Genomic DNA, 24,392 nt, shown 5'->3' with positions numbered 1-24,392 from the left:
GCTGTCGCGCTGCCCGGTGAGGAACACGTGGCCGGGCAGATGGCTGCAGGTTCACAATAGTGTCACAATTTTGCCATTAAATGGGCGCCCCGGTGCAGACCGCCGCAGGCGACTCCCGGTGGTGACGTGACGCGCGGAGGACAGCATGGTGCAGGGGTGGCGTGACAGGCTGGGCGCGTCGGGCGAGGCGCTATCGCGCCTGCTTGAGTCCGCCATGGCAAGGCTCTCGCAAGCGCCGGCGCTGCACCGTCTGCAGCGTCTTGTAGTATTGCTTGCCGCGCTCTGGTGCACACTGTCGCTGGTCAGCATTGCCTGGTCATGGATGCCGTCGCCGCAAATGTCGGTGCCGCCCCTGGGCACGATCATCAATCCCCTGCGTCAGTCTGTCAGCGCCGCGCCCGCAGCCTCGGTCGATATCGATCGCGTTGCCGGCTGGCACCTGTTCGGTGACCCCGACAGCGCCAGCGAGGAGGCGCTGGCGCAGCTGGAGGCGCGGCGCGTGGCGGCGCTTGGCGATCGTGCAGGCATTGAAGACGAGGCGCGCGAATCCCGTCTGCCGCTGCTGCTGCGCGGCGTGGTGTCCTCCAGCGACGACGGGCTGGGCTACGCCATGATTGAACACCGCGGCGAGCAGGCGGTTTATGCCGTCGGTGACGACCTCCCGGTGCCAGGTCGGGTGCGGCTGGCAAAGGTGCTGCCGTCCCGGGCGGTGATTGATAATGCGGGCAGCTACGAACTGCTGCTGTTGTTCGAGGAGAGTGCATTGTCCCGGCAGGCGGACAATCGCAGCCGGGGCCGGGGAGCCGCCGACACGGCTGCGCCACCGGCGTCACCCCGGACACAGCAGGTTGAGAGGCCGGCACTGGCGGCGCAGTACCGCGACCGCCTGTACAGCGATCCACAGTCGCTGGCCGAGGTGGTGCAGGTTGCCCCGGTGCGCAGCGGCGGTGACCTGGTCGGGTATCGACTGTCGCCGGGGCGCGCCAGCGACGATTTCACGGCACTGGGATTCGAGGCGGGGGATGTTGTAACGTCCGTCAACGGGCTGTCGCTCAGCGATCCGGCCAATACCCTGCGGCTCTATCAGGCCATGCGCGACGAGCGCTCAGCGGTGTTTGAACTACAGCGAAACGGGAGCGAGCTTGTGCTGAGTGTGCAACTGCCCGACAACGGGAAGGGTGAATGAAACTGACAGACTGTGACATTGCGCGGCGGCCGCGGTGGTCAGGAAAACTTCGCCTCTGCCTGGCGGCACTGGCGATGTCACTCTGCGCGGGGACGGTAACGGCGCAGGATTTCACGGTCAATCTGAAAGACACGGATATCCAGGAGCTGATCCAGTTCGTGGCCGAGGTGACCGACACCACCATCGTTGTCGACCCTGGCGTCAAGGGCAAGGTAAGAGTCGTCTCCAACAAACCCATTGCCCGCGCCGAACTGTATGACCTGTTTCTGTCGATTCTCGATGTCCACGGCTTTACCGCCGTGCGCTCCGGCAACGTGGTGCGAGTGATACAGAGCAAGGATGCCCGCTCGGCGTCCCTGCCCGTTGACCGGGAGAACGCATCGCGGGTGTCCGACGAATATGTCACACAGGTGATCCGGCTCGAGAACATCTCGGCATCCAAGCTGATTCCCGTGCTGCGCCCGCTGGTGCCGCAGCAGGCGCACATGGCGGCCTACGCGCCGAGCAACGCCATCATTATGTCCGACACGGCGGCGAATATCCGGCGCATTACCGAAATCATCCAGCGCATGGACACGTCGGCCACCCAGGAGACGGATGTCGTGCCGCTGAAACACGCGGTGGCGGGGGATGTGGTCTCGATGCTGGAGAAGCTGAACCGGCCCGAACAGGGCTCAGAGGGGCCGGAGCCGGAAGTGCTGCTGGTGCCCGACACGCGCACCAACAGCGTGCTTGTCACGGGCGACGAACTGCAGCGGGCGCGCATCAACGTGCTCATTGCCTACCTCGATACACCGCTCGAGCAGACGGGCAACGTGCGGGTCGTCTACCTGGAATACGCCAATGCCCCGGCGGTAGCAGAGGTGCTGTCCCGCGTCATGCAGAACCTGTCCCAGGGTTCGCGAAGTTCGCCGGGGGAGGGGGGCGCCGCAGCGGGCCGGCGCAGCGGCAGCAGTATCGAGGCTGACGAGGACACCAACAGCCTGATCATCACCGCCGAGCCGGACCAGATGGCCGCCATGGAGGCGGTGATCCGCCGGCTGGATATCCGTCGTGCCCAGGTGCTGGTGGAGGCCATTATCGTCGAGATGGAGATCAACGACGGCGCCGATCTCGGTCTGCAATGGCTGTTCGCCAATGACGATGGCGTTTTCGGCAGCAATATCGATACCAACGACCCGCGCGCGCGTCGCATTGCCGGTGCCATTGTGCCTCCCGGCGGCGGCGATGACGGCGGGCTGCAGACCGGCGACTTCAACGTCGGCAACCTTGCCGCCGCACTGGCGCAGTCCTCGGGGCTGTCCCTGGGCTGGGGCAGTGTCGACGACGAGCTGAGCATGACGGTGATCCTGAATGCCCTGGAAAGCCAGACCAACGCCAATATCCTGTCGACGCCGAGTCTGCTGACGCTGGACAATCAGGAGGCCTACATTACGGTTGGCCAGAACGTGCCCTTCGTGACCGGATCGTTCACCAATACCGGAGCCGGCGGCGACGGCGCCCAGAACCCCTTCCAGACCATCCAGCGCGAGAATGTCGGCATCACCCTGACGGTCAAGCCGCATGTCAACGACGGCGATGCCGTGGTGCTGGATATCGAGCAGGAGGTGTCCAGCCTGACGGGTCTGGAGGCCACCGACCTGATCACCAACGAGCGCAAGATACAGACCAAGGTACTGGCGCGGGATGGCCGCATCGTCGTGCTCGGCGGCCTGATCAAGGATGATGTGCAGGACCGTATGCAGAAAGTGCCCTTGCTGGGTGACATCCCCCTGCTGGGACGTCTGTTCCGCAATGAGTCGGCCCAGGTGATCAAGACCAACCTGCTGATTTTCATCCGCCCGACGATTATCCGCGACGACGCACGCATGAACGATGCCACCGGCGAGAAGTACCGCTACATCCGCGATCAGCAGATGCAGCGTCGCGAGCGCGGCCTGCTGCGGCTGGATGACAGCAAGATACCGGTGTTGCCGGAGTGGGAAGCGCAGATACGCGAGCTTGAGGAATTGCGCGAGGATGCCGCCGGAGAGACGCGGGGGCCACAATGAGCACAGGCCACGCCCTGCAGGCATTTTCCGAGCCGGCAGCGCCCGCGGCAGACGTCGCTGTTGGCCGGCTGCCTTTTACCTACGCCAAGCAGCACGGAGTTCTGGTCGAGGCGGTGCCGGGCGGCAGTCCGGTCGTCTACCATCGCGAGCCCCTGTCTGCCGATGTGCTGATGGAACTGCGGCGGGTCCTGGACCGGAGTTACCGCCTCGAGTCCCTCGCCCCGGAGGCGTTCCAGCGGCGCCTGAGCAAGGCCTATCAGCGGGACAATAGCGAAGCGGTGCAGATGGCCGAGGACATCAGCGCCGACGTGGATCTGAGCCGGCTGGCGGACGAGATTCCCGACGGCGGCGATCTCATGGATGCCGAGGACGATGCACCGATCATCCGCCTGATCAATGCCATTCTGTCCCAGGCCGTGCGTGATCAGGCTTCCGATGTCCACATCGAGACTTTCGAGCACCGGCTCAGCGTGCGTTATCGCGTGGACGGGGTGCTCACCGAGGTGCTGTCGCCCAAGCGCATGCTGGGGCCGCTGCTGGTGTCGCGGCTCAAGGTGATGGCCAGGCTGGATATCGCCGAGAAGCGCGTGCCCCAGGATGGGCGAATCTCCATTCGCATTGCCGGTCACGCGGTGGATATCCGCATGTCGACCATTCCCTCTGCCTACGGTGAGCGCGTGGTTCTGCGCCTGCTGGACAAGCAGGCGGGGCAGCTGGAGCTCGCCCAGCTGGGCATGCCCGAGGCGGTGCTCGCCGGCTTCCGCCGGGCGCTGCGCAGTCCCCACGGGATCATTCTGGTTACCGGGCCGACCGGCTCCGGCAAGACCACTACCCTGTATGCTGGCCTGTCCGAGATCAACGACAGCGCCAGCAATATCCTGACCATCGAAGACCCGGTGGAATACATGCTGCCGGGCATCGGCCAGACCCAGGTCAATACCAAGGTCGACATGACCTTTGCCCGCGGACTGCGCGCTATTCTGCGCCAGGACCCGGACGTGGTCATGGTGGGCGAGATACGCGACCTGGAAACGGCGGAAATTGCGGTGCAGGCCTCCCTGACCGGGCATCTGGTGCTCTCCACCCTGCACACCAATACCGCCATCGGCGCTGTCACGCGTCTGCAGGACATGGGTATCGAGCCCTTTCTGCTGTCGTCCAGTCTGATCGGGGTCATGGCGCAGCGGCTGGTGCGGGTGCTCTGCCCGCAGTGTCGCCGCGCGGCGCCGGCCACGGCGGGTGAGCGCGAGCTGCTGGGTCTCGGCGATGACAGCCACGGCAGACACGGTGACGGCAGCGGCGACGTCACACTATATCACCCGGAGGGCTGCGACGCCTGCAACAATACGGGCTATCGGGGCCGCGCCGGCATCTATGAGCTTATCGAGATCCGCGACCGCCTGCGCGCCATGATTCACGAAGGCGCCAGTGAGCAGGACATGCTGCGGGAAGCCCGCGCGCAGCACGCCGGTATCCAGGACGATGGTCGCGCCCGGGTTCTCAGCGGTCAGACCAGCCTGGAAGAGGTCCTGCGTGTCACGTCACTGGTGTAGACCGGCGGGTCGTCGACCGTGACGGCCTACCGGTATCAGGCGCTGAACGCCGAGGGTCGCCTGGTCCGCGGCGTACTGGAAGGCGATTCCGAGCGCGGTGTGCGCGCGCAGCTGCGCCAGCAGAAGCTGCGCCCGGTCGAGGTTGCCACGGCGAATCGCAGCGTCAGCCTGAGCGGTGGCTGGCGCACAAGGCTGTTCCGGCCACGGGTCGGCGCCGGGGATCTCGCGCTGCTCACGCGCCAGCTCGCCACGCTGGTGGAGTCGGGCCTGCCGCTGGCCGACTGTCTGCAGGCGGCGGCGGAGCAGAGTCGCAAGGCCTCCACCAAGGGCCTGCTGCTGCAGGTGCGCTCCCGCGTGTCCGAGGGCCATACGCTGGCCTATGCGCTGGGTGAGTTCCCCCAGGTGTTCAACGACATGTACCGCGCCATGGTCAGCGCCGGGGAGCACGCCGGTTTTCTCGGGCCGGTGCTGGAACAGCTGGCGGACTACTCCGAGCAGCGCCGGTATACCGCGCAGAAGCTGAAGATGGCGATGATCTACCCCTTCATCCTGCTGGGTGTTGCACTGGCGGTGGTCATTGCGCTCATGGTCTTCGTGGTGCCCGAACTGATCGGCATCTTTGCCCACAGCAGTCGGGAGCTGCCGCTGCTCACTCGCGGCCTGATCGCCACCAGCGATTTTTTCCGCGAGTCCATTATCTGGCTGCTGATCGGCGCAGCGGCGCTGGTTATTGGCGTTCGCCGTGCGCTGCAGGCGCCGGCGCGCCGGCGCCGCTGGCATGGCGTTCTGCTGCGCGTGCCGGGACTGTCGCGACTGCTGATCTCCATGGATACCGCGCGCTTCGCGTCCACGCTGAGCATTCTCATGGCCAGCGGCGTGCCGCTGCTGGATGCGCTGCGCATCGCCGGCCAGGTGCTGGTCAACCTGATTCTGCGCGAGGAGAGCCAGCGCGTGGCCGAGCGTGTGCAGGAGGGGGCGAGCCTGAGTCGGGCGCTGGGCGAAAGCGGCATGTTTCCGCCGATGATGGTACACATGGTAGCCAGTGGCGAATCCAGCGGGGCCCTCGAGAGCATGCTGTCGCGCAGCGCGAACAATCAGGAGCGCGAGCTGGAAATGACCCTGGGCACGGCGATGGGACTGTTCGAGCCGCTCATGGTCGTGTTCATGGGCGGGATGGTGCTGGTGATCGTGCTGGCCATTCTGCTGCCGATTTTCGATCTCAACACAATGGTAAGGTAACAACATGCAAAAGCGATTTGTCACACCGCGTCGCAGCGACGGTTTCTCGCTGGTCGAAATCCTGGTGGTGCTGGTCATCATGGGTCTGCTGATCAGCGTTGTGGCGCCCACCGTGCTCAACCGCGCGGACGATGCCCGGGTGCAGAAAGTGCAGGCAGACTTCAAGGCCATCGAGACCGCACTCAAGATCTACCGTCTGGACAACTATACCTACCCGACCACGGAGCAGGGTCTGGCGGCGCTGGTGGAGCGCAGCACGCTGGCGCCGGAGCCGCGCAACTTCAAGCAGGGGGGTTACCTGGCGGAGGTGCCGCGGGATCCCTGGGGTCGTCCCTACCTGTACCTGAGTCCCGGGGAGCACGGCGAGGTGGATATCTACACGCTGGGTGCCGATGGCCTCTCCGGCGGTGAAGACCAGAATGCGGATATCGGCAACTGGGCGACGGAGGAGTGAGCCGTGGGCCACGTGGTGCCGGGATACAGCCGTGCATTCAGCCTGGTCGAGCTGCTCGTGGTGCTTTTTGTGGTGGTGCTCATGACCTCACTCGCCACGCTGGGACTGAATTTGGGCAGCCGCGACCGGGACATCGAGAGTGCGGTTCGCGGCATCATGGGCGTGGCGGGTTACGCACTGGATGAGGCCCAGTTCAGCGGCCGGGATTATGGCATGCGCCTGGTGCGCGATGCGGCGTCCGACAGCTGGCGCACACAGTGGCTGGAGCGCTGGCCCGACGGCTGGCGGCGCCCCGAAACCGCGCGGGATGTGTGGGAAGCGCGCAGTCTGGGCGAGGGCGTGATGCCCGAACTGATGCTCGAGGGCCGTGACGTTGCCCTTGTGGGTAACCAGGCTGAACCGGATGCACCGCCGGTGGTGTTCTATGCCAGCGGCGAGACAGCGCCCGGTGAGCTCACCCTGCGTGACCGCGAGACCGGTGCCGTACTCTGGCGGCTGCGCTGGGACCTCCTCGGGCGCTTCACGCTCGAGAACGCGGAGGGGCCCCTGGATGATCAGTAGGCGGTCGTGCGGCTTCACGCTGGTCGAGGTCATGGTTGCCCTCGCCATTGTGGCGCTGTCGGTGCCCGCCCTCCTGTTCACCCTCGACCAGCACATCGATGGCACCGGCCATCTGCGCGACAAATCGATGGCCAGCCTGGTCGCCGGTAACAAGCTGGCCGAAGTGCGTCTGCTCGCCGCCTCGCGTCGGCAGCTGCTTCAGGGCAGCGAGACCGGTACAGCGGACATGGCGGGTCGGGAGTGGTTCTGGTGGCTCGAGAGCGAACAGACCCAGGTGCCGCAGTTCTTTCGCATTGAAGTCCGGGTCGGCCTGCGCGAGGGACAGCCGGAGGCCGCGCTGATTTCCCGGGTTGCCTACCTGTCTGCGGATTTCTCCGACAATATGGTCGCGCCCGGTGCCTAGGGCTCGCCACAGGGGCTTCACCCTGGTCGAGGTGCTGGTCGCCCTGGCGGTCACGGCCTTTGTGGCCGCGGCGGCCTACGCCGGGGTTTCCGCGGTGATTTCCGGGGTGGAGCGCACCCGCGAGGTGGCCGAGCGCACCGCCGCCATCAACCGCGCGCTGGCGCTGATGTCGCGGGATATCCGCCAGTTCATCGACCGCGGCGTGCGCGACGAGTTCGGCCAGGAACAGCCTGGCCTGAGCGGCGGCCGACTGGCGCGCTTTCCGCTGACCCTGACCCGGGCCGGCTGGCACAACAGCGCCGGTCAGGCGCGCAGCACGCTGGAGCGGGTTGCCTACGTTTTCGAGGACGCTTCGCTGTGGCGATTGCGCTATCCGGTTCTCGATCGCGCGGGCGGCGTGCAGCCAGCGCGGGTCCTCCTGCTCGAGAATGTCGAGGGAGTCGAGCTGCGCTTCCTCAGGGATATCGACTCACTGCGGGCGGGCAATGCAACCCAGGTCGACACGCGGGACTGGGAGACGTCCTGGATAGAGGATGTGAGTCAGCCGGGCCTGGCGATGGCGCCCCCGGCAGCACTGGAACTGCGCCTGGAGCTGGCGGATGTCGGGCTGCTGACGCGACTGTATGCGCTGCCTCCGCACTGAGCCGTCACCGCGTCGTCAGGGCGGCGTGGCGCTGGTTGTCGCACTGCTGGTGTTCGCCCTGTGTGCGACCCTGCTGGTGGCGATGCAGCGAGAGTTCGATCTGTTCTACCAGCGCGGCGCCAATGTGCTGCTGGGCGAGCAGGCACATGCTTACCTGCTCGGCGCCGAGGCGCTCGCGGCCATGGCGCTCAGGCTGGATCACGATACCGACCTGCAGCGGGAGAGCCCCAGGGACGATCTGCGCGAGATCTGGGCGCAGCCGACAGCGCCCTACGCCCTGGACGAGGGCGGCTGGCTGATGGGCGAGCTGGAAGATCTGCAGGGACGTTTCAATCTGAACCTGCTCGCGGGGCAGGGCCCTGCTGACACCAGCGGCGGACAGCCGGAGTACACCGCAGAGCAGCGATTTTTCCTCAGGTTGCTGGTCGCGCTGGAGGTAGATCTGGCCGAAGCCATGCGTATCACCGACGCCATTGGCGACTGGCTGGATGCCGACCGCGAGCCGCGCATGAACGGCGCCGAGGATGATTACTATGCCGTGCAGTCGCCGGCCTACCGTGCGGCCAACCGGCCGCTGGCCAGCGTCAGCGAGCTGCGCGCCATCGCCCACGTCACGCCGGACCTGTTCGAGCGCCTGCGGCCCCTGGTTGCGGTATGGCCCCAGATACCGGCCCTGATGAATATCCACACCATGCCGGTGACCCTGCTGCAGGCGCTCGGCAGTGACGACGGCCTGCAGCCGCTCGCGCCGGGCACGGCACAGGGCCTGGCACAGGAGCGGGCGGACATCGGTTTTTCCAGTGTCGAGGATCTGCTGGCAATGCCGGCGCTGGCAGCCGCCGACAGCGCCGGGCTCGCGGGCCTGCTCGGTGAGTCATCGAGCTGGTTCCTGCTCTCGGCGCGGGTCGAGATTGCCGGTCGCGAGCAGCGCTTGTACAGTATCCTGCATCGCGACAACCGTCAGGTAACAACGCTTGTCCGGGCCAGCGGCAGCCTGTGATTGCGTCGCTCACAGCGCGCACGCATTGCGCGGCGTCAGCCAACAACAACCCGTCGGGAAACCACCCACCGCATGAATGAAAACCTGAATGTGCTGCGCTACAGCGGCAAAGAACTGCGCTGGATCAGCGCCGGCGATGACGCGACACCGCGATCGCTCGCGGATCCCGCGGTTCGCGAGACGCTGCGTGCCGCGCTCACTGCCCGGCGCGGGCGGGTGGTATTCGCCGCCCCGGGGGAGCAGGTCAGGCTGCTGTCGCTGCGGGTGTCGCCGGAGGAGAAGAAGCATCTGGATCGCGCGCTGCCCTTCCTGATCGAGGAAGACGTGGCGGAAGATATTGAGGGCGTGCACGTGGCGCACGTCATGCGCGGCCCGGAGCAGGTCACCGCCATGCTCTGTTCGCACGTGTGCATGCAGCGCTGGCACGAGGAACTGGCCGGGCTCCCGCGCATTGAGAGCTGGGTGCCGGAACCGCTGCTGCTGCCCTGGCGCAGCGGCGAGTGGTGCCTGGCGTTTGATGGTGACCGCGCCGTGCTGCGCACGGGCGAGGCGAGTGGTACGGCGGCGGAAACCGCCCTGCTGCCGGCGCTGCTGGCGTCGCTGCTGGCACGTGATGGCGTCCCCGAGGTGATCGTGGTCTACGGGCACGACCGCGTCGCCGAGCTGGCCCTTCTGCCGACGGATCTCGCCGGCAGCGCGCAGTGGCGCAGCGGTGGCTTTGCCGCAGCGCTGTGGCTTTACGACAGCAGCAGACTGCCGCCGTCGCTGCTGCAGGGCGCCTATGCACCGCGTCTGCCCCTGGAGCGCTGGGCGCGGCAGTGGCGCTGGCCGGCTGCCGCGGTGGCGGCAGCGCTGCTGCTGCAGCTTGCCGCCACCTGGAGCGACTATCTGCGACTCAGTGAGGACAATCGCCTGCTGCGCGCGGCGATCGAGGAGCGCTACCGGGAAGTCAATCCGCGGGGGGCGCTGGTCGATCCGGAAACCCAGCTTCGACGCCAGCTGGACGCACTCACCGGATCGGCGCAGGCGACCGGTTTCACCCGTCTGCTGGAAATCGTCGGCGCAGCCATCACCTCACAGGCGGGCACCCGGGTCGCCTCCATCAATTACAACCAGCGTGGCGGTGACATGCGACTGGGTATCACGGCGCCTGACTACGGCACGGTAGAGCGCATCCGTGAAGCGCTGTCCGAGGCGGGCCTGGAGGCGGTGCTGGAAAACAGCAGCGCGGCGGGCGATGGCGTGCGTGCGCGGCTGCGCGTGGGGGGAGCGTCGTGATCAGGCAGTGGTTTTCCCGCTTTACCGGACGCGAGCAGGTGAGCCTTCTCGCCCTGGCCGCGGCGCTGGCGGTCTTTGTTGCCTACCACCTCATCTGGTCGCCGGTCGCTGCGGCGCGCGATGAGATGGTCCGGCGCAACCTGGCAAGCGCCGAATCACTGCAGCGGGTCAGCGCCATGGTCTCGGAAATCGCCCAGCGCCGGGAGTCCGGGGACAGCCCCGCGCAGGGCCGCAGCATCACCGCGCTGGTCAATCAGTCCAGCCTCGAGCAGGGCCTTACGGTCACGCGCCTGCAGCCGAACAGCCGGGGCGAGGTGCAGGTGCGTTTCGAGGCTGCCGCCTTCGACGCGCTGATGCGCTGGCTGTATCAGCTGGAGTCGGGCGAGGGCGCGCTGGTTACGGAGCTGTCGCTGAGCGAGTCCGGCACGCCGGGTCGGGTGAACGCGACCGTGCGCGTTGCCGGGGGCGGGTGATGCGGCGTCTCTGGCTGCTGTTGGCGCTCAGTCTCCTGCTCGTGGCATCGCTGTTCGCCATTGCCATGGCGCCGGCACGACTGCTGGCATGGCTGGTCCCCGCCTCCCAGCTCAGCGCCACCGGCTACAGCGGCACACTCTGGCATGGCCGCGCGGCGAGTCTGGCCATCGCCACGCCCGCGGGCCCGATGCAGCTGGGCAGCGTGCGCTGGCGTATTGCCCCGGGATCGCTGCTGCGTCTGTCGCCGACAGCGCACTGGCAGAGTCAGTGGGGCCGGCAGGAACTGCAGGGCGACGTCCGCTGGCCGGGTGGGCAGTCGCTGGTGCTGTCTGATGTCGAGTTCACCATGGATGCCGATGTCCTGCGTGGTCTGCTGCCGGTGACTGTGAGCGGTCGCTTCAGTGGGCTGCTGTCCGACATCCTCATCGACAACAGTCGGCTTTCCCGTCTGCGCGGCCAGGTCAGCTGGCGCGACGCCGTCTGGCGCGACGGCGACAACCGTTTTTCTCTGGGCAGCTACGCGGTAGAATTCCGCGCCGGCCCCGATGGCAGCGGCGATGATGGCACCACGGCTGAGGTGATTACCCTTGAGGGGCCGCTTATCGCGGGTGGCGAGGCCACCCTGAGCGCGGAAGGCAGTTTTGCCCTCGCCCTGACCCTCAGCAGTGAGGAAGCCCTCGCGCCACCCCTTGAGCGCGCGCTGTCACTTGTGGCGGCGCCGCAGACTGATGGCTTTCTTCTGCAACTGCAGGGAAATCTTTACCCGACATCCCACGAACCAGGAACCGAGTAACTATGTCTGAACCCGCTTTTCGCAAGTATGAGTGCATCGTATGTGGCTTTATCTACGACGAGGCAGCTGGCCTGCCCGACGAGGGCATACCTCCGGGCACCCGCTGGGACGAGATTCCCGATGACTGGTTGTGCCCCGACTGCGGTGTCGGCAAAGAAGACTTCGACATGATCGAGGTATGAGATTCCGGCTGCCGCGTCTGCGCGCGGCCCGACCTTAGCGCTGCCGGCATTTTTTTCGGCCGCAGTAGAACAGCTGCAGTACCGAAACCTTTTGTGTAGACTCACCGGCTAATAATTACCCTCTGCGGAGTGAATAATATGGCGGCAGCTGGCGGCGCCCACGCCCACTGGTCTTCCCGTTTTGCGTTTCTCATGGCCTCGGTCGGTTTTGCCGTCGGCCTTGGCAACATCTGGCGATTTCCGTATATCACCGGCGAGAATGGAGGCGCGGCATTTGTCGTTATCTATCTCGTCTGTGCCTTCGTTATCGGCGTGCCGATTCTCATCGCGGAGCTGATGGTCGGTCGCCGGGGGGATGCGGCGCCGCCCATTGCCATGGAGCGGGTGGCGCAGGCCAGTGGTCGCTCGAGACAGTGGCAATGGGTCGGTGGCATGGGCCTGGCGGCAGCATTCACCATCGAGATCGTCTATTCGGTGATTGTTGGCTGGGTGCTCTGGTACCTGTACAAGGCCATCACCACGGGCTTTGTCGGTGTGGATACCACGGTGGCCGAACTCGAGTTCAGCGCCATGCTGGCGAGCAATTACGGCATGCTGTTCTGGACCCTCAGCGGCCTGGCGATCACCGGGCTCATTATCTACGCGGGCGTGAAAGACGGTATCGAGCGAGCCGTTACCTTCATGATGCCGTTGATGTTCCTGCTGCTGGTGGTGCTGGCCATCTTCAATTACTTCGCCGGTGGCTTTGCCCGGGCCATGGAGTGGCTGTTCACGCCGGACTTCAGCAAGGTCGGCTTTGCCACGGTGCTGGCCGCGGTCGGCCAGGCATTTTTCTCCATCGGCGTGGCCATGGGCGGCATGATGACCTATGGCTCCTACCTGCCGAAGAACATCTCTATCGCGCAATCCGTCATCATTATTGTCATCGCGGATACGGCGGTCGCGCTGCTTGCCGGACTGGTGATCTTCCCCGCCGTATTCAAGCACGGTCTCGACCCCGCAGCGGGCGCCGGCCTGATCTTCCAGACGCTGCCCGTGGCCTTTGCCCAGATGCCCGGTGGCTATGCCTTCAGCATCCTGTTCTTCCTCATGCTGGCGGTGGCGGGCATCACCTCGATGGTGGGGCTGATCGAGTGCGTCAACGCCTGGATCGAGGAAAAATACGGCGTGCCGCGGCATCGCAGTGCCCTGCTGGTGGTGGGCAGCATCGCCGTGCTCAGCGTCGTCAGCATTCTCTCCTACAACGTCCTCGACGGTTTCCGTATTGGCGGGCGCAACTTCAACGACAGCATGGATTTCTTCTCCAACCAGATCATGTTGCCGCTGGGCGGATTGATGATTGCGGTGTTTGCGGGCTGGGTGATGATCAAGCCAGAGTCGCGGGATGAGCTCTCGGCGATGTCTGCCGCCACTTTCGGCCTGTGGCATTTTCTTATCCGCTTTGTGGTACCGCCGGTGTTGCTGGTGATCTTTGTCATGGGCGTGAGGGGCTAGTGGGCCTTTAGGGGGCCACGCGCAGGGGAGGCGGACAGATGCTGGCGGCAGTCAATGATTTTCTCTGGGGGCAGGTGCTGATGATCGTGCTTATCGCGGTCGGCCTGCTCTTCACCGTCAGCTCCCGCTTTGTGCAGTTCCGCTATTTCGGGCGCATGTTCTCGGTGCTGGGCGGTGCGATGCACCACGAAAAAGGCCATGTCAGCTCGTTTCAGGCCCTGGTGGTGAGTGTTGCCGGTCGCGTCGGCGCGGGCAACATTGCCGGTGTCGCCGTGGCGATAACGCTTGGCGGCCCCGGCGCGATTTTCTGGATGTGGCTGATCGGCCTCATGGGCATGGCCACGAGCTTTTTCGAATGCTCCCTGGCGCAGCTGTTCAAGCGCTACGAGCCGGATGGCAGCTATCGCGGTGGCCCCGCGTACTACCTGTCCCACGGCATTCGCCAGCGCGGGCTGGCCATCGTGTATTCCATCCTCCTGCTGGTCACCTTCGGTCTCGGCTTCAATGCCCTGCAGTCCTACGTGGTCGCCACGTCGCTGCAGGCGTCTTTCGGCGTCTCGACCTGGGTGACCGGTGTCGCCATGGTGGTTCTCCTCGGCTTTACGATTTTCGGCGGCATACGCCGCATTGCCGTCGTTTCCGAGGTTATTGTTCCCGTGATGGCCGGCAGTTACCTGCTCGCGGCCATTGCCGTTATCGGGCTCAATCTGCCGGAGGTGCCGGCCGCGCTGCTGCTGATCGTCAAGAGCGCGTTCGGACTGGAGCCGGCGATTGGCGGCGGTCTGGGTGTGGCGCTCATGCAGGGCGTGAAGCGCGGCCTGTTCAGCAACGAGGCCGGCCTTGGCAGTGCGCCGAACGTCGCTGCGGTGGCGCACGTGCCGCACCCGGCAAACCAGGGCATGGTGCAGGCCTTCAGCGTCTTTATCGACACACTCATCATGTGCACCTGCACGGCGCTGATCATTCTGCTGTCCGACCTGTACCAGCCCGGCGATACCTCGGTGTCTGGTGTGGCCCTGACCCAGGGAGCGCTGGCCAGCCATTTCGGCGACTGGGGCGGCAGTTTCGTCAGCGTGGCGCTCGCGCTGTTTGCCTTCAGCTCCATCATGTACAACTACTATCTGGGTGAAAACAGCCTGAGCTTCTTCAGCGACAACAATCCCTGGCTGATCAATCCCTACCGCTTCGCGGTCCTGGGACTGGTGTTCTGGGGCTCGGCCCAGGACCTGGGCACGGTGTTCGGCTTTGCCGACCTCACGATGGGCCTGCTGGGACTGGTGAACCTGTTCGGGCTGGTATGCATGTACCGGCTCGGGATACGCCTGCTGCGCGACTATGACCGGCAGGTAGCTGCCGGTCATGACCCCGTGTTCGATCCGGATGAGTTCGCCGATCTCGACATTGACCGGCGCGCGTGGCCCGCGAGCGACACCGGCCGTTAGCAGTAATCTCGTGTTACCGGACCGGATTTACTGCGCGGTCCCCGGAATCATGGACGTTCTAGAGCACCGGTGACAGCAGCCGGGCGGCGCCCATGGCGAAGGGAAACCAGAAGGGCTTGTCGCGAAAATCCTGTGCGACCACACGGTCTGACTGCTCGAAGTCGGCTTTCAGCATGGCCTCCACCCCGGCGCAGAAATCCGCATTCTCCACCAGCGCGGTAATCTCGAAATTCAGTCGGAAGGAACGGTTGTCGAAATTGGCGGTACCCACCCCTGCCAGGCGGTCGTCCATGAGAAATACCTTCTGGTGCATGAAGCCCTCCCGGTAGCGGTAGACATTCACGCCGGCGGGCAGAAGCTCCCGGGTGAAGGCCCAGTTGGCCATGCCGACGACCGGGCCGTCGGGACGGTCGGGAATCATGACCCGCACATCCACCCCGCGCAGCGCGGCCAGCTGCAGTGCCGACACAATACCGCGGTCGGGCACGAAGTAGGGACTGGCAATCCAGATCCGCTGTCGCGCCGAGATGATGACCTCGTGGTACATCAGGCCGGCCTCCTCGAATTCGCTGGCGGGGTCGGAGGGAAAGATCAGGACGTTGCAATCGCCGGCGCGACCGTCGTGGAACTCCCAGTTGACGTCTACCGGCTGCCGTGTCGCCCAGCGCCAGTCGGTGGCGAAGGCCAGCTCGGTGCTCATGACCGCAGGTCCGCGCAGGCGCAGATGCGTGTCCCGCCAGGCGCCGCGCCGGCCGAGTCCGAGGTATTCGTCGCCGATATTGTGTCCCCCCACCCAGGCCATGCGTCCGTCGACCACCACAATCTTGCGATGATTGCGGAAATTCAGCTGCAGGCGATTGCGTCGTCCCTGGGTCGTGTTGAAAGCGGCGCTTTGAACGCCGGCCCGCTGCATGCGCTGGTACATGGCGGTGCGCCTGAACCGTGGGCAGCCGATCTCGTCATACAGCAGGAAGACGCGCACCCCGGCCCTGGCCTTGCGCGACAATACCTCGCCGATGCGCGCGCCGAGATTGTCATCGCGAATAATGTAGAACTGGACGAGGATGTAGTTCTCGGCGCTCTCCAGTCCCTGCATGATGCTGGCAAAGGTGGCCTGTCCGTTGATCAGCAGTTCGACATCGTTGCCGCCGGTGGCGGGCAGGCGCGCGAGCCTGGCCAGGCTGCCGTAAATGGGAAAGGCGGGATCACCGTGGCGGGTGTGGCGGGCAACCGCCTCCAGGGTCTCCTCTGACAGCGCCTCGGTCTGTGCCTCGATCTCGCCGCGCTGTTCGATGTAGCCATCGAAGCGGTTGCGCCCGAAGATGAGGTAGAGCGGCAGCGCGACGTAGGGCAGCGTGAGCAGGGAAATGGTCCAGGCGATCGCGCCCTGTGCGGTGCGCACGGTCATCACGGCCTCGATCGCCGAGAAAATCGCGGTGATGTAGATCATCACGACAACAACGGCGATCAACTCGGTATAGGGCAGGTCGGGCATGCGTCCAGTGTAGCATCGCCCGGGCCGGCGCATGGCGTATCAGCGCTGCACCAAAAAGAACCTTGCCAAGGAGAAACCGGGGTCTAGTCTTAAGACCGACGGCGCTCGCAGAGGCCCCTCGCGGGCAAGCCGTCGCCAACAATGAAAACAACAAAGGTAACCACCATGAAAAAAGTTATTGCTGTACTGATGCTGTTGCTGCCGCTCATGGCGCAGGCACAGGAACGAAGCTACGAGCCAGGCAATTTCTGGCAGATCTCCGGCGTCAAGACCATGCCGGCAAAGTTCGATGCCTACATCGACGATATCAGCGGCCTGTGGCGCAGCCAGATGGAGAAAATGAAAGACGATGGCAAGATTGTCAGCTATCACATCATGGTCAACGTGCATCCCCGCGACAATGAGCCGGACCTGTGGCTGATGGTGCAATGGACGTCGGCAGCCGACATGCTGGATACGCCCTGGGACTACTGGGATGAGCTGACAGACGATATCGTCGGTTCCGTGGAGAAAAGCCGCGAACTGGCAATCGATCGTGGCGAGCTGCGCACCATCATGGGCGACACGCTGGCCCGTGAAATCACCTTCAAATAACCACTACCTCAGTGCGTGTCGGCGCGGCCCACGGCCTCCCGACACGCCCCCGCGTGAACGGTTCGCTCAGGCGGGAATAAACTGCACCACACCGATGGCGATCAGAAATATCGCCAGGAGTATCCACTTCCATAGTGCCCATCGCATCGTCTTCTCCGGATTCCAGTGGGCCACAACAGGCCTGGCGCTCTACTGCGACTCGCTCAGCGTGACTTTCACGTCCCGGGTGTCCTCGCCGCGACGTACCGTCACCGTGATGCTCTGACCGACCTTGCGCTTTTCCAGAATCGACAGGTAGTCGTCATTGCTACGAACTGGCTGGCCGTCGATGGCGGTGATCACATCGCCAAGCACGATATCGCCCCGGGCGTTGCGGAAGGCGCCACTGAGTCCGGAGCGGTCGGCGGGCAGATCGGGGAACACGCGCACGATCGGCAGGCCCTTGATGCCGTAACGGCGTATCCAGCCATCGCTGGCGAGCTCCAGGCCCATGATGGGACGCAGCATGCGGCCGTAGCTGATCAGCTGCGGCACCACGTCCTTGACGGTGTTGACCGGGATGGCAAAGCCGATGCCGGCACTGGCGCCGCTGGGGCTGTAAATGGCGGTGTTGACGCCCACCAGCTGCCCCAGGGAATTGAGCAGCGGGCCGCCGGAGTTGCCCGGGTTGATTGCTGCGTCGGTCTGTATCACGCCGCGGATGCGACGGTTGCTGGGTGCACGGATCTCCCGGCCGAGGGCGCTCACGACGCCCGTGGTCAGTGTGGTGTCCAGTCCGAAGGGATTGCCGATCGCCAGTACCTTGCGTCCCACCGCCAGCTCGGACGAGTCGCCGAGGGGCAGGGTTACCAGCTCCTCGGGCGGGTCGAGCAGGCGCAGCACCGCGAGGTCCTTCTCCGGCGCCACGCCGATGACTTCGGCGCTGTACTCGCTGCGGTCCTGCAGGCTGACGGTCAGCTTCTGTGCGCCGGCGATCACGTGGAAGTTGGTGACGACGAGTCCGCTCGAGTTCCACACGAAACCAGTACCGGAGCCGCGCGGGATCTCCTGCACATTGAGGTTGAACAGATTGCGCTGCAGCGTCGAGCTGGTGACGTTGACCACCGCGGGACTGGCAGCGCTGAACACCTGCATGCTGTTGGTCTCGTCGTCGGTGGCGAAATCGGCGTAACCGGTCTGTACCGCGCGGCCGTCTGCGTCGGTCGCTGCTGTGCCCTGACTCCCGGTCTCGGCGCTGCAGGCCACTGCAAAAACACAGAGCATGAGGCCTGCCGCAAGACGGCCAGCTGTCAGCAGGGTTTTACCCATGGTACTCATCCCTGACGGAAGGCGTCGCGGAATGCCCGGATGCGATCGGCATTGGCGCCGAGATCGCTGACGCCGACGCGGGACACTGAGCGCAGGTCCACCATGGTGCCGTCGGCGTTGCTGCGCACGCGAATCACGACATCGTCCTTGAATCCCATGATGGTGGTGGTGTCGACGGCCTCGATCCTGCCACGGTTAAGATCGGCATTGACAATCTCCCAGCCGAGCTCGCGGGCGATCTGTTCGCTGCGCTCGAAGGTCTCGCGGATGGAGGTCTCCGATACCAGCGTGTCGAGGTCCGGGTAGGCGGCCATCTGTTGCTCGATCACGTCGCTGTCGATGTCCAGTGCATTCGAGCGCTCACCGCGGGCCTCGACCACGGCCTCGGAGAAGCGGGGTGGATCGGTCACGTCCGTGGTGATGTCGTGGATCGGCGGGACATCGCTGCCGGTCAGCACCAGGGCCAGCAGCAGGGCGCCGGGCAGGGTGGCAGCGCCGAAACCCAGGACCGCACCGCGCTGCTCGCGGAACCAGGGCAGGACCAGTGCCACAACGAACCACAGCAGCAGGATGGCGCTCGCGGCACAGGCCAGCGCGTACAGCATCAGTCCCTGCTGCCAGTTGCCCGAACGCACGGTGAGTATGGCAATCGGTATCAGGAGCAGCAGCGTGATGGCCAGGTAGCCCGGCCAGCGGATGGCGCGCGAAATTGCGTTCATGGATTCCCCTTGAGTGCGCGTATGCGGTCTTCGAGTGGCGGATGGGAACTGAACAGGCGGCCCAGCCCCTGCTTCAGCTGCTCGCTGATGCCGAACGCCGTCAGTTCGCCCGGCAGATCCTTCTGCTGCGGCTGTTTCTGGCGCAGCCGATCCAGCGCGCCGATCATGGCAGCACGATCCGTAAGGGTTGCGGCGGCGGCGTCGGCGCGGAACTCCCGCCAGCGGGAGAACTTGAAGACAATCATGCTGGCGAGGAAGCCGAGTACGATTTCCGCAACGATCGTGACGACGAAGTAGCCGATACCGTAACCGCGCTCGGTCTTGAATACCACGCGATCAACCGTGTGTCCGATGATGCGGGCAAAGAACATCACAAAGGTGTTCACGACGCCCTGGATCAGCGTCAGCGTGACCATGTCTCCGTTGGCAACGTGGCCAATCTCGTGGCCCATCACGGCGCGGACTTCCTCACGGGGAAACTGTCGGAGCATGCCGGCGCTCACAGCGACCAGTGCAGCATTGCGGTTCCAGCCGGTGGCGAAGGCGTTGGGTGACTCCGAGGGGAAAATCGCCACTTCCGGCATCCCGATGCCGGCTTTGCCGGCCAGTTCCCGGGTGGTTTCCAGCAGCCACTGTTCATCGCGGTTACGCGGCTGGGTGATCACGTAGGCGCCGGTGCTGCGTTTCGCCATCCACTTTGACAGCAGCAGCGAAATGAACGAGCCGCCGAAGCCGAACAGGGCACAGAAGACCAGCAGCGCCTGCAGGTTCAGGTCAACGCCGTTTTCCTCCAGCAGGCCCTGGAAGCCGAGCAGGTTGAAAATAGTGCCGACCAGCACCAGCACGGCGAGGTTGGTGGCGAGAAATAACACAATGCGCATGGGCATGGCTGTATTGATCCTGATGCAATGGAGTAAGGGTTATGGGGTCTCGTCCGCCAGCTTCAAGCGCCCGGGTGCGACCTGTGGCTCACCGCGCTCACTGAGAGTCACAGCGAGGATCTCGCCGCGCAGGTCGACATCCCGGGCGCTGATCTCCACCAGCGTATTCACCGCCTCGTCGCGGTGCCGGTAGCGCGCCAGTTGCCTCGGGTCGCGCCCGTCCTGCCACTCCTTCGACTTTCCCCAGTAACATCCGTTCTGGTCGCGGATAACAAAAACCTCGGTCATGCTGCCTCCTGATCAGCGTTGTGCCAGCAGAAAATCCTTCGCCTGGTTGATTTTCGCGGCCAGATAATCGCTGCCGCCCCGGTCGGGATGCAGTTTCTGCATCAGTTTGCGGTGGGCGGCGACAATATCGTCGCGTGACGCGTCGTCGCCGACGCCGAGAATCTGCATGGCCTCGCGCTGGTTCATGGCTCCGCTGCTGGCCGCGTCGGTCCCTGCGTGATTGCTGTCTGTCCCGGCGCCCGGAAAACGCTGCTCAAGATACGGGTCGAGCAGCTGTACGGATTCCGGATCCTCGTTGAGGCAGTAGATACGCAGCTCGTCGAGCTGTCCGCGATCCATGTCGTCGAGCCGCCACTGGGCGAAGGGGCCATGCAGTACCTCGCCGGAGAGCGCTCCGCTCTCATGGTTCAGGTACATGGCCAGAATGCGCGTGGTGACCGTGGAGTGCTTGCCCTTGCCCGCCTGTGCCCGCTGCTGCCACCACTGGCTGAGCACCGGAAACAGGCGCATCAGCAGCGGCAGGGATTGACGCATCACCACCAGCAGACCGGTCAATGCGGCGCCCACCCAGTGCATTTTGCCCATCATGGTGAGAATGACGACCACGACCACGGCGGCGCCGATGGCGATCTTGGTGGTCTCCGCGCGCCGCCGGTGGGGCGGCAGGCCCTGCACGCGTTTCAACAGGATATAGAAAACGGCAATGACCGCCAGCAGCAGTACGAGTTTTGGCACCGGGCGCCCTCAGTCCTTCATTTGCGAAAGGAGCAGTCTAGCACCTCGCGAGCGATCATCCTGCAGCGCGTGGCGGCCACCGGCGGCATAGCGCGCCACGGCGCCAAGCAGTTCCTGCAAGGTTCCGGCGCTGTTCTGGTCGAAACTGCAGTGGGCGCCGCCGCTGAGGGATGCCATCTGCTGCAGGGTCTGCCGCACCGACGCATCCGCTCCTTCCTGAAAGAGGAACAGCGGCAGCTTGCGCAGTCCGCATTGTCCCGCGAGGTCAAGCAGACTGCCGGGGGTTTCTTCAATGGCGTCACCGATGAAGATCAGTGCCCTCACGGGCACCCGGGCATGTTCGTCCAGGCCGTGGCGCAGGACGCGCTGCAGTTGCGTCTGCCCGGCTTCACAGCGCACCCGGGACATGAGTGCCTGTAGCGTTGCTGTGCTGTTGACCCAGCCGGAGGCCTGAAAGTCGCGAAAGCCGCGGTAGAAACACAGCTGCACTGAAAGGGCGGCGATCGGAGCGGTGGCGCTGAACATTTCGCTCTGCAGATGACAGGCCATATCCCAGGTGGGCTGGCGACTGGCAGTGGCATCGACGGCGAACATGAGGCGCGGGCTGCGATCCACGAACTGACGGATGGCGCGCTGCTTCTGCAGAAAGCGGGCGACCTCTCCGGCCTGTGAATGTTTGCTGGGTGGTCTGGCCATGGTCAGCGGCTGCCGGCGGGTTCCGGATCGTGAATGCGTTGGAAATAGTATAGTGAAGGGGCGGCCATACCAACCGCCACAGGCCTGTTTCCCGCGCCCAGCCGTATTACAATGACAGGAGATACCGTTCGCTCAATGATGGAGTTACCCCGCATGTCGAAACTGTTTGAATTCCGGCGCAAGCACGCGATACCGGGCCCGGACGATGCCCTGCCCGGTCGAACCGAGGCCATGCAGGTCCCACAGCGGCACGCGGTGCTCGGCACACCCCTTGCCGGCCCCTTTGCACCGGAGCTGCAGGAAGCGGTGTTTGGCATGGGCTGCTTCTGGGGCGTAGAACGCCTGTTCTGGAAGCTGCCCGGTGTGTACACCACCGCGGCGGGTTACGCCGGCGGCTACACGCCCAACCCCACCTACCGAGAGGTATGTTCCGGCAAGACCGGACACACCGAGGCGGTGCTGGTGGTGTTCGATCCGGCGAAGATCAGCTATACCGAACTGCTGCGCAGTTTCTGGGAAGGGCATGACCCGACCCAGGGCATGCGCCAGGGCAACGACCTCGGCACCCAGTACCGCTCTGCCATCTACACCATGAACGACCAGCAGCAGGCAGAGGCAGAAGCGTCGCGGGAGGCATTCCAGGCGTCCCTGAGTGCCGCCGGCTATGGCGACATCACCACGGAAATTGCCCCGGCGGGGCCGTTTTTCTACGCTGAGGATTATCACCAGCAATACCTGGAGAAAAACCCCGGTGGTTACTGCGGGCTGGGAGGAACCGGCGTTACCTGCCCGGCGGGCCTGGCGGTCTGATCCCTCACCGGGGCGCCACGAGGAAGCGCCCGAGCAGCGCGGTCAGCGCGGTCTCCGCACGCAGAATGCGACTTCCGAGGCTGACCGGGAGCAGCCCGGCGCGCAGGGCGAGACTTGCCTCGTAGTCAATAAAGCCGCCCTCGGGGCCGATCATCAGCAGCGTCTCCGTATCGCCGTCAGCGGGGCAGGGACGGGTGGCCGCCGGGTGAGCGAGCAGGGCACGCCGGCCCCGCGCCAGGGCGGGCAGGTGATCCTCGGCAAAGGGACGGAAACCGCGGTGGACCTGCAGCGCCGGCAGCACGCTGTCGATAGACTGCTCCAGCCCGGAAAGCAGATACTGTTCGAGGGTTGCGGTATCGAGCAGTCCCGACTGCCAGTAGCTTTTCTCGACCCGCCGGGCATTCACCAGATGCAGGTCACGCACGCCGGTTTCGGCGACCGTGCGCAGCATCCGGCGCAGCATTTTCGGTCGCGGCAGCGCGAGAACCACGGTCAGCGGACGCTTGGCCGGCGGCGCGTGCTGCGCGCGGAAGTGCAGCGTCACGCTGTCGCTGTCCAGGGATTCCAGCGTGGCCTCACCGATGTCACCACCGATTTCCCCGGCCCGCAGCTGCTTGCCCGGTGTGGCCCCGAAAACGTCGCGAAGGTGCCTTGCACGCGTCCCGCTGAGGCGGATTCGGGCGGAGCCCGCGATGCGCTCCTCCGGCGAAAACAGCAGTATGTTCACCGTCCGCTCAGCCGGCCCACAGATCGTACTCATCCGCCGCCGTTACCTGCGCTTCGACGATGTCACCGGGCTGCAGGCCGGTCACTCCCTCGAGATGCACAAGGCCATCGATTTCCGGCGCATCGGCCCGGGAGCGGCCAGTGGCGCCGCTGTCATCAACGCTGTCAATCAATACCTCGATCCAGCGACCGACCTTCGCCGCCTGGCGAGTTGCCGATATTCCCTGCTGCACTTCCATGAAGCGCTCCCAGCGTTCCTGCTTGACGGCCTCGGGCACCGGGTCCGGCAGGTTGTTGGCGGCGGCGCCGGCCACCGGCGAGTACTGAAAGCAGCCCACGCGATCCAGCTGTGCCTCCTGCAGAAAGTCGAGCAGTTCCTGGAACTCCGCCTCGGTTTCACCCGGGAATCCGACAATGAAGGTGCTGCGCAGGGTCAGGTCAGGGCACTGCCGGCGCCAGTCATGAATCCGGTCGAGGACCTTTTCCGCAGCGGCGGGACGGCGCATGCGCCTTAGCACCGCCGGACTGCCGTGCTGGAAGGGAATGTCCAGATAGGGCAGTATTTTTCCCTCCGCCATGAGCGGCAGCACCTTGTCCACGTGTGGGTAGGGATACACGTAGTGCAGACGGACCCAGACGCCGAGTTCGCCCAGCGCCGAGCACAGTGACAGGAAATCGGTTTTCAGAGGGCGTCCGTCCCAGAATCCGGTGCGGTAGCGCAGGTCCAGGCCGTAGGCGCTGGTGTCCTGGGAAATCACCAGCAGTTCGCGCACGCCGCTGCGCACCAGCCCCTCCGCCTCGGCCATCACGTCACCGATGGGCCGGCTGACGAGATCTCCACGCATGGAGGGGATAATGCAGAAGCGGCAGCGGTGGTTGCAGCCCTCGGAGATCTTCAGGTAGGCGTAGTGGCGCGGCGTCAGGCGCAGCCCCGTGCCGGGGACAAGATCGGTGAAGGGGTTGTGCTCGCGGGTTGTGGGAACGTGGGTGTGCACCGCGGAGACCACCTCCTCGTAGGCCGCCGGGCCGGACACATTGAGCACGCCGGGATAGCGTTCCCTGATGGTCTCGGCATCGCTGCCGGTACCCATGCAGCCGGTGACGACCACGCGGCCGTTCTCGCTGACCGCTTCGTGGATGGCGTCGAGAGACTCCTGCTTGGCGCTGTCGATGAAGCCGCAGGTATTTACCACCACCACATCGGCGTCCTCGTAGGTGGGGACGATATCGTAGCCGTCCAGCTTGAGCTGCGTGAGTATGCGCTCGGAGTCTACCAGCGCCTTGGGGCAGCCCAGGCTGATGAAGCCGACCTTGTTGCTAGACATGAGGGGAGTCCGGAAAAAATGAGCGCGGATTATACCGCCGCGCGGTGCCCGGCGCGCAACCG

At 65.0% G+C, this 24,392-nt stretch carries 25 protein-coding genes and 1 pseudogene; 17 read left to right on the top strand and 9 right to left on the bottom strand.

The annotated features are described in order from the left end of the window. Window positions 1–145: 145 nt before the first annotated feature. From gspC to EV688_RS07650, 15 genes and pseudogenes are all read left to right on the top strand, one after another. The gene (gene gspC, locus EV688_RS07720) at window positions 146–1,186 is read left to right on the top strand and encodes a type II secretion system protein GspC (RefSeq protein WP_240624238.1); all 1,041 of its coding nucleotides are present in this window, start codon (window positions 146–148) and stop codon (window positions 1,184–1,186) included. Further along, window positions 1,183–3,237, top strand: coding sequence for a type II secretion system secretin GspD (gene gspD, locus EV688_RS07715; RefSeq protein ID WP_117315508.1), 2,055 nt, complete (start codon window positions 1,183–1,185; stop codon window positions 3,235–3,237). The genes gspC and gspD overlap by 4 nt, the downstream gene beginning before the upstream one ends. Beyond that, window positions 3,234–4,790, top strand: a complete 1,557-nt coding sequence (gene gspE, locus EV688_RS07710) for a type II secretion system ATPase GspE (RefSeq protein ID WP_117315510.1) — start codon at window positions 3,234–3,236, stop codon at window positions 4,788–4,790. Before gspD ends, gspE begins: the two co-directional genes overlap by 4 nt. A gap of 18 nt (window positions 4,791–4,808) precedes the next feature. Beyond that, window positions 4,809–6,029 carry a type II secretion system inner membrane protein GspF gene (gene gspF, locus EV688_RS07705; protein ID WP_117315512.1) on the top strand — a complete coding sequence of 407 codons (1,221 nt, stop codon included), beginning with the start codon at window positions 4,809–4,811 and terminating at the stop codon, window positions 6,027–6,029. 4 nt (window positions 6,030–6,033) lie between these two features. Next, window positions 6,034–6,483: a type II secretion system major pseudopilin GspG gene (gene gspG, locus EV688_RS07700; protein WP_117315513.1), complete on the top strand. Its 450-nt coding sequence runs from the start codon at window positions 6,034–6,036 to the stop codon at window positions 6,481–6,483. A 3-nt stretch (window positions 6,484–6,486) separates the two neighbouring features. Next, entirely contained in the window at window positions 6,487–7,044 is a 558-nt protein-coding gene (locus tag EV688_RS07695; protein WP_117315515.1) for a GspH/FimT family pseudopilin, read from the top strand. Then, a complete protein-coding gene (gene gspI, locus EV688_RS07690) occupies window positions 7,034–7,447 on the top strand; it encodes a type II secretion system minor pseudopilin GspI (RefSeq protein ID WP_117315516.1) in 414 nt (137 codons plus the stop codon). The genes EV688_RS07695 and gspI overlap by 11 nt, the downstream gene beginning before the upstream one ends. Continuing rightward, window positions 7,440–8,090, top strand: coding sequence for a type II secretion system minor pseudopilin GspJ (gene gspJ / locus EV688_RS07685; RefSeq protein ID WP_117315518.1), 651 nt, complete (start codon window positions 7,440–7,442; stop codon window positions 8,088–8,090). Before gspI ends, gspJ begins: the two co-directional genes overlap by 8 nt. After that, complete coding sequence (gene gspK, locus EV688_RS07680; RefSeq protein WP_117315520.1) at window positions 8,071–9,090, top strand: type II secretion system minor pseudopilin GspK; 1,020 nt, start codon at window positions 8,071–8,073, stop codon at window positions 9,088–9,090. The genes gspJ and gspK overlap by 20 nt, the downstream gene beginning before the upstream one ends. Window positions 9,091–9,162: 72 nt before the next feature. Further along, entirely contained in the window at window positions 9,163–10,368 is a 1,206-nt protein-coding gene (gspL, locus tag EV688_RS07675) for a type II secretion system protein GspL (RefSeq protein WP_117315522.1), read from the top strand. Beyond that, the gene (gene gspM, locus EV688_RS07670; RefSeq protein WP_117315524.1) at window positions 10,365–10,841 is read left to right on the top strand and encodes a type II secretion system protein GspM; all 477 of its coding nucleotides are present in this window, start codon (window positions 10,365–10,367) and stop codon (window positions 10,839–10,841) included. Before gspL ends, gspM begins: the two co-directional genes overlap by 4 nt. Continuing rightward, a complete protein-coding gene (locus EV688_RS07665; protein ID WP_117315526.1) occupies window positions 10,841–11,635 on the top strand; it encodes a type II secretion system protein N in 795 nt (264 codons plus the stop codon). Before gspM ends, EV688_RS07665 begins: the two co-directional genes overlap by 1 nt. Window positions 11,636–11,637: 2 nt before the next feature. Then, window positions 11,638–11,811: pseudogene (locus tag EV688_RS07660) on the top strand (rubredoxin); the annotation flags it as partial. Window positions 11,812–11,955: 144 nt separating this feature from the next. Then, window positions 11,956–13,311, top strand: a complete 1,356-nt coding sequence (locus tag EV688_RS07655; protein WP_117315529.1) for a sodium-dependent transporter — start codon at window positions 11,956–11,958, stop codon at window positions 13,309–13,311. Between the two features lie 38 nt (window positions 13,312–13,349). Continuing rightward, window positions 13,350–14,753 carry an alanine/glycine:cation symporter family protein gene (locus EV688_RS07650; RefSeq protein WP_117315531.1) on the top strand — a complete coding sequence of 468 codons (1,404 nt, stop codon included), beginning with the start codon at window positions 13,350–13,352 and terminating at the stop codon, window positions 14,751–14,753. A gap of 58 nt (window positions 14,754–14,811) precedes the next feature. Here EV688_RS07650 and cls read toward each other — a convergent pair whose 3' ends face one another. Next, window positions 14,812–16,248: a cardiolipin synthase gene (gene cls, locus EV688_RS07645; protein WP_117315533.1), complete on the bottom strand. Its 1,437-nt coding sequence runs from the start codon at window positions 16,246–16,248 to the stop codon at window positions 14,812–14,814. Window positions 16,249–16,413: 165 nt separating this feature from the next. Here cls and EV688_RS07640 point away from each other — a divergent pair, with 165 nt between their 5' ends. Beyond that, complete coding sequence (locus EV688_RS07640) at window positions 16,414–16,842, top strand: hypothetical protein (RefSeq protein ID WP_117315535.1); 429 nt, start codon at window positions 16,414–16,416, stop codon at window positions 16,840–16,842. 189 nt (window positions 16,843–17,031) lie between these two features. Here EV688_RS07640 and EV688_RS07635 read toward each other — a convergent pair whose 3' ends face one another. The 6 genes from EV688_RS07635 to EV688_RS07610 are packed head-to-tail and all read right to left on the bottom strand — an operon-like array spanning window position 17,032 to window position 21,469. After that, entirely contained in the window at window positions 17,032–18,150 is a 1,119-nt protein-coding gene (locus tag EV688_RS07635) for a S1C family serine protease (RefSeq protein ID WP_240624239.1), read from the bottom strand. Between the two features lie 5 nt (window positions 18,151–18,155). Beyond that, window positions 18,156–18,869: a DUF1499 domain-containing protein gene (locus EV688_RS07630; protein WP_117315537.1), complete on the bottom strand. Its 714-nt coding sequence runs from the start codon at window positions 18,867–18,869 to the stop codon at window positions 18,156–18,158. Further along, window positions 18,866–19,750: a protease HtpX gene (gene htpX / locus EV688_RS07625; RefSeq protein WP_117315759.1), complete on the bottom strand. Its 885-nt coding sequence runs from the start codon at window positions 19,748–19,750 to the stop codon at window positions 18,866–18,868. Before htpX ends, EV688_RS07630 begins: the two co-directional genes overlap by 4 nt. Window positions 19,751–19,789: 39 nt before the next feature. Next, a complete protein-coding gene (locus tag EV688_RS07620; RefSeq protein WP_117315539.1) occupies window positions 19,790–20,038 on the bottom strand; it encodes a hypothetical protein in 249 nt (82 codons plus the stop codon). Window positions 20,039–20,050: 12 nt separating this feature from the next. Next, entirely contained in the window at window positions 20,051–20,773 is a 723-nt protein-coding gene (locus EV688_RS07615) for a DnaJ domain-containing protein (protein WP_117315541.1), read from the bottom strand. Between the two features lie 9 nt (window positions 20,774–20,782). Beyond that, entirely contained in the window at window positions 20,783–21,469 is a 687-nt protein-coding gene (locus EV688_RS07610; RefSeq protein ID WP_117315543.1) for a VWA domain-containing protein, read from the bottom strand. A 153-nt stretch (window positions 21,470–21,622) separates the two neighbouring features. Here EV688_RS07610 and msrA point away from each other — a divergent pair, with 153 nt between their 5' ends. Beyond that, on the top strand, window positions 21,623–22,279 hold the full coding sequence (gene msrA / locus EV688_RS07605; RefSeq protein ID WP_117315545.1) for a peptide-methionine (S)-S-oxide reductase MsrA: 657 nt from the start codon (window positions 21,623–21,625) through the stop codon (window positions 22,277–22,279). Window positions 22,280–22,283: 4 nt separating this feature from the next. Here msrA and EV688_RS07600 read toward each other — a convergent pair whose 3' ends face one another. Beyond that, window positions 22,284–23,039: a 16S rRNA (uracil(1498)-N(3))-methyltransferase gene (locus tag EV688_RS07600; RefSeq protein WP_240624240.1), complete on the bottom strand. Its 756-nt coding sequence runs from the start codon at window positions 23,037–23,039 to the stop codon at window positions 22,284–22,286. Then, window positions 23,014–24,330, bottom strand: coding sequence for a 30S ribosomal protein S12 methylthiotransferase RimO (rimO, locus tag EV688_RS07595; RefSeq protein ID WP_117315549.1), 1,317 nt, complete (start codon window positions 24,328–24,330; stop codon window positions 23,014–23,016). The genes EV688_RS07600 and rimO overlap by 26 nt, the downstream gene beginning before the upstream one ends. Window positions 24,331–24,392 lie beyond the last annotated feature (62 nt).

It is taken from the genome of Chromatocurvus halotolerans (assembly GCF_004340525.1).
GTDB classification, from domain to species: domain Bacteria; phylum Pseudomonadota; class Gammaproteobacteria; order Pseudomonadales; family Halieaceae; genus Chromatocurvus; species Chromatocurvus halotolerans.
Note: the sequence above shows the minus strand (reverse complement) of the source record. Positions and strands in the feature narration are given on the sequence as shown.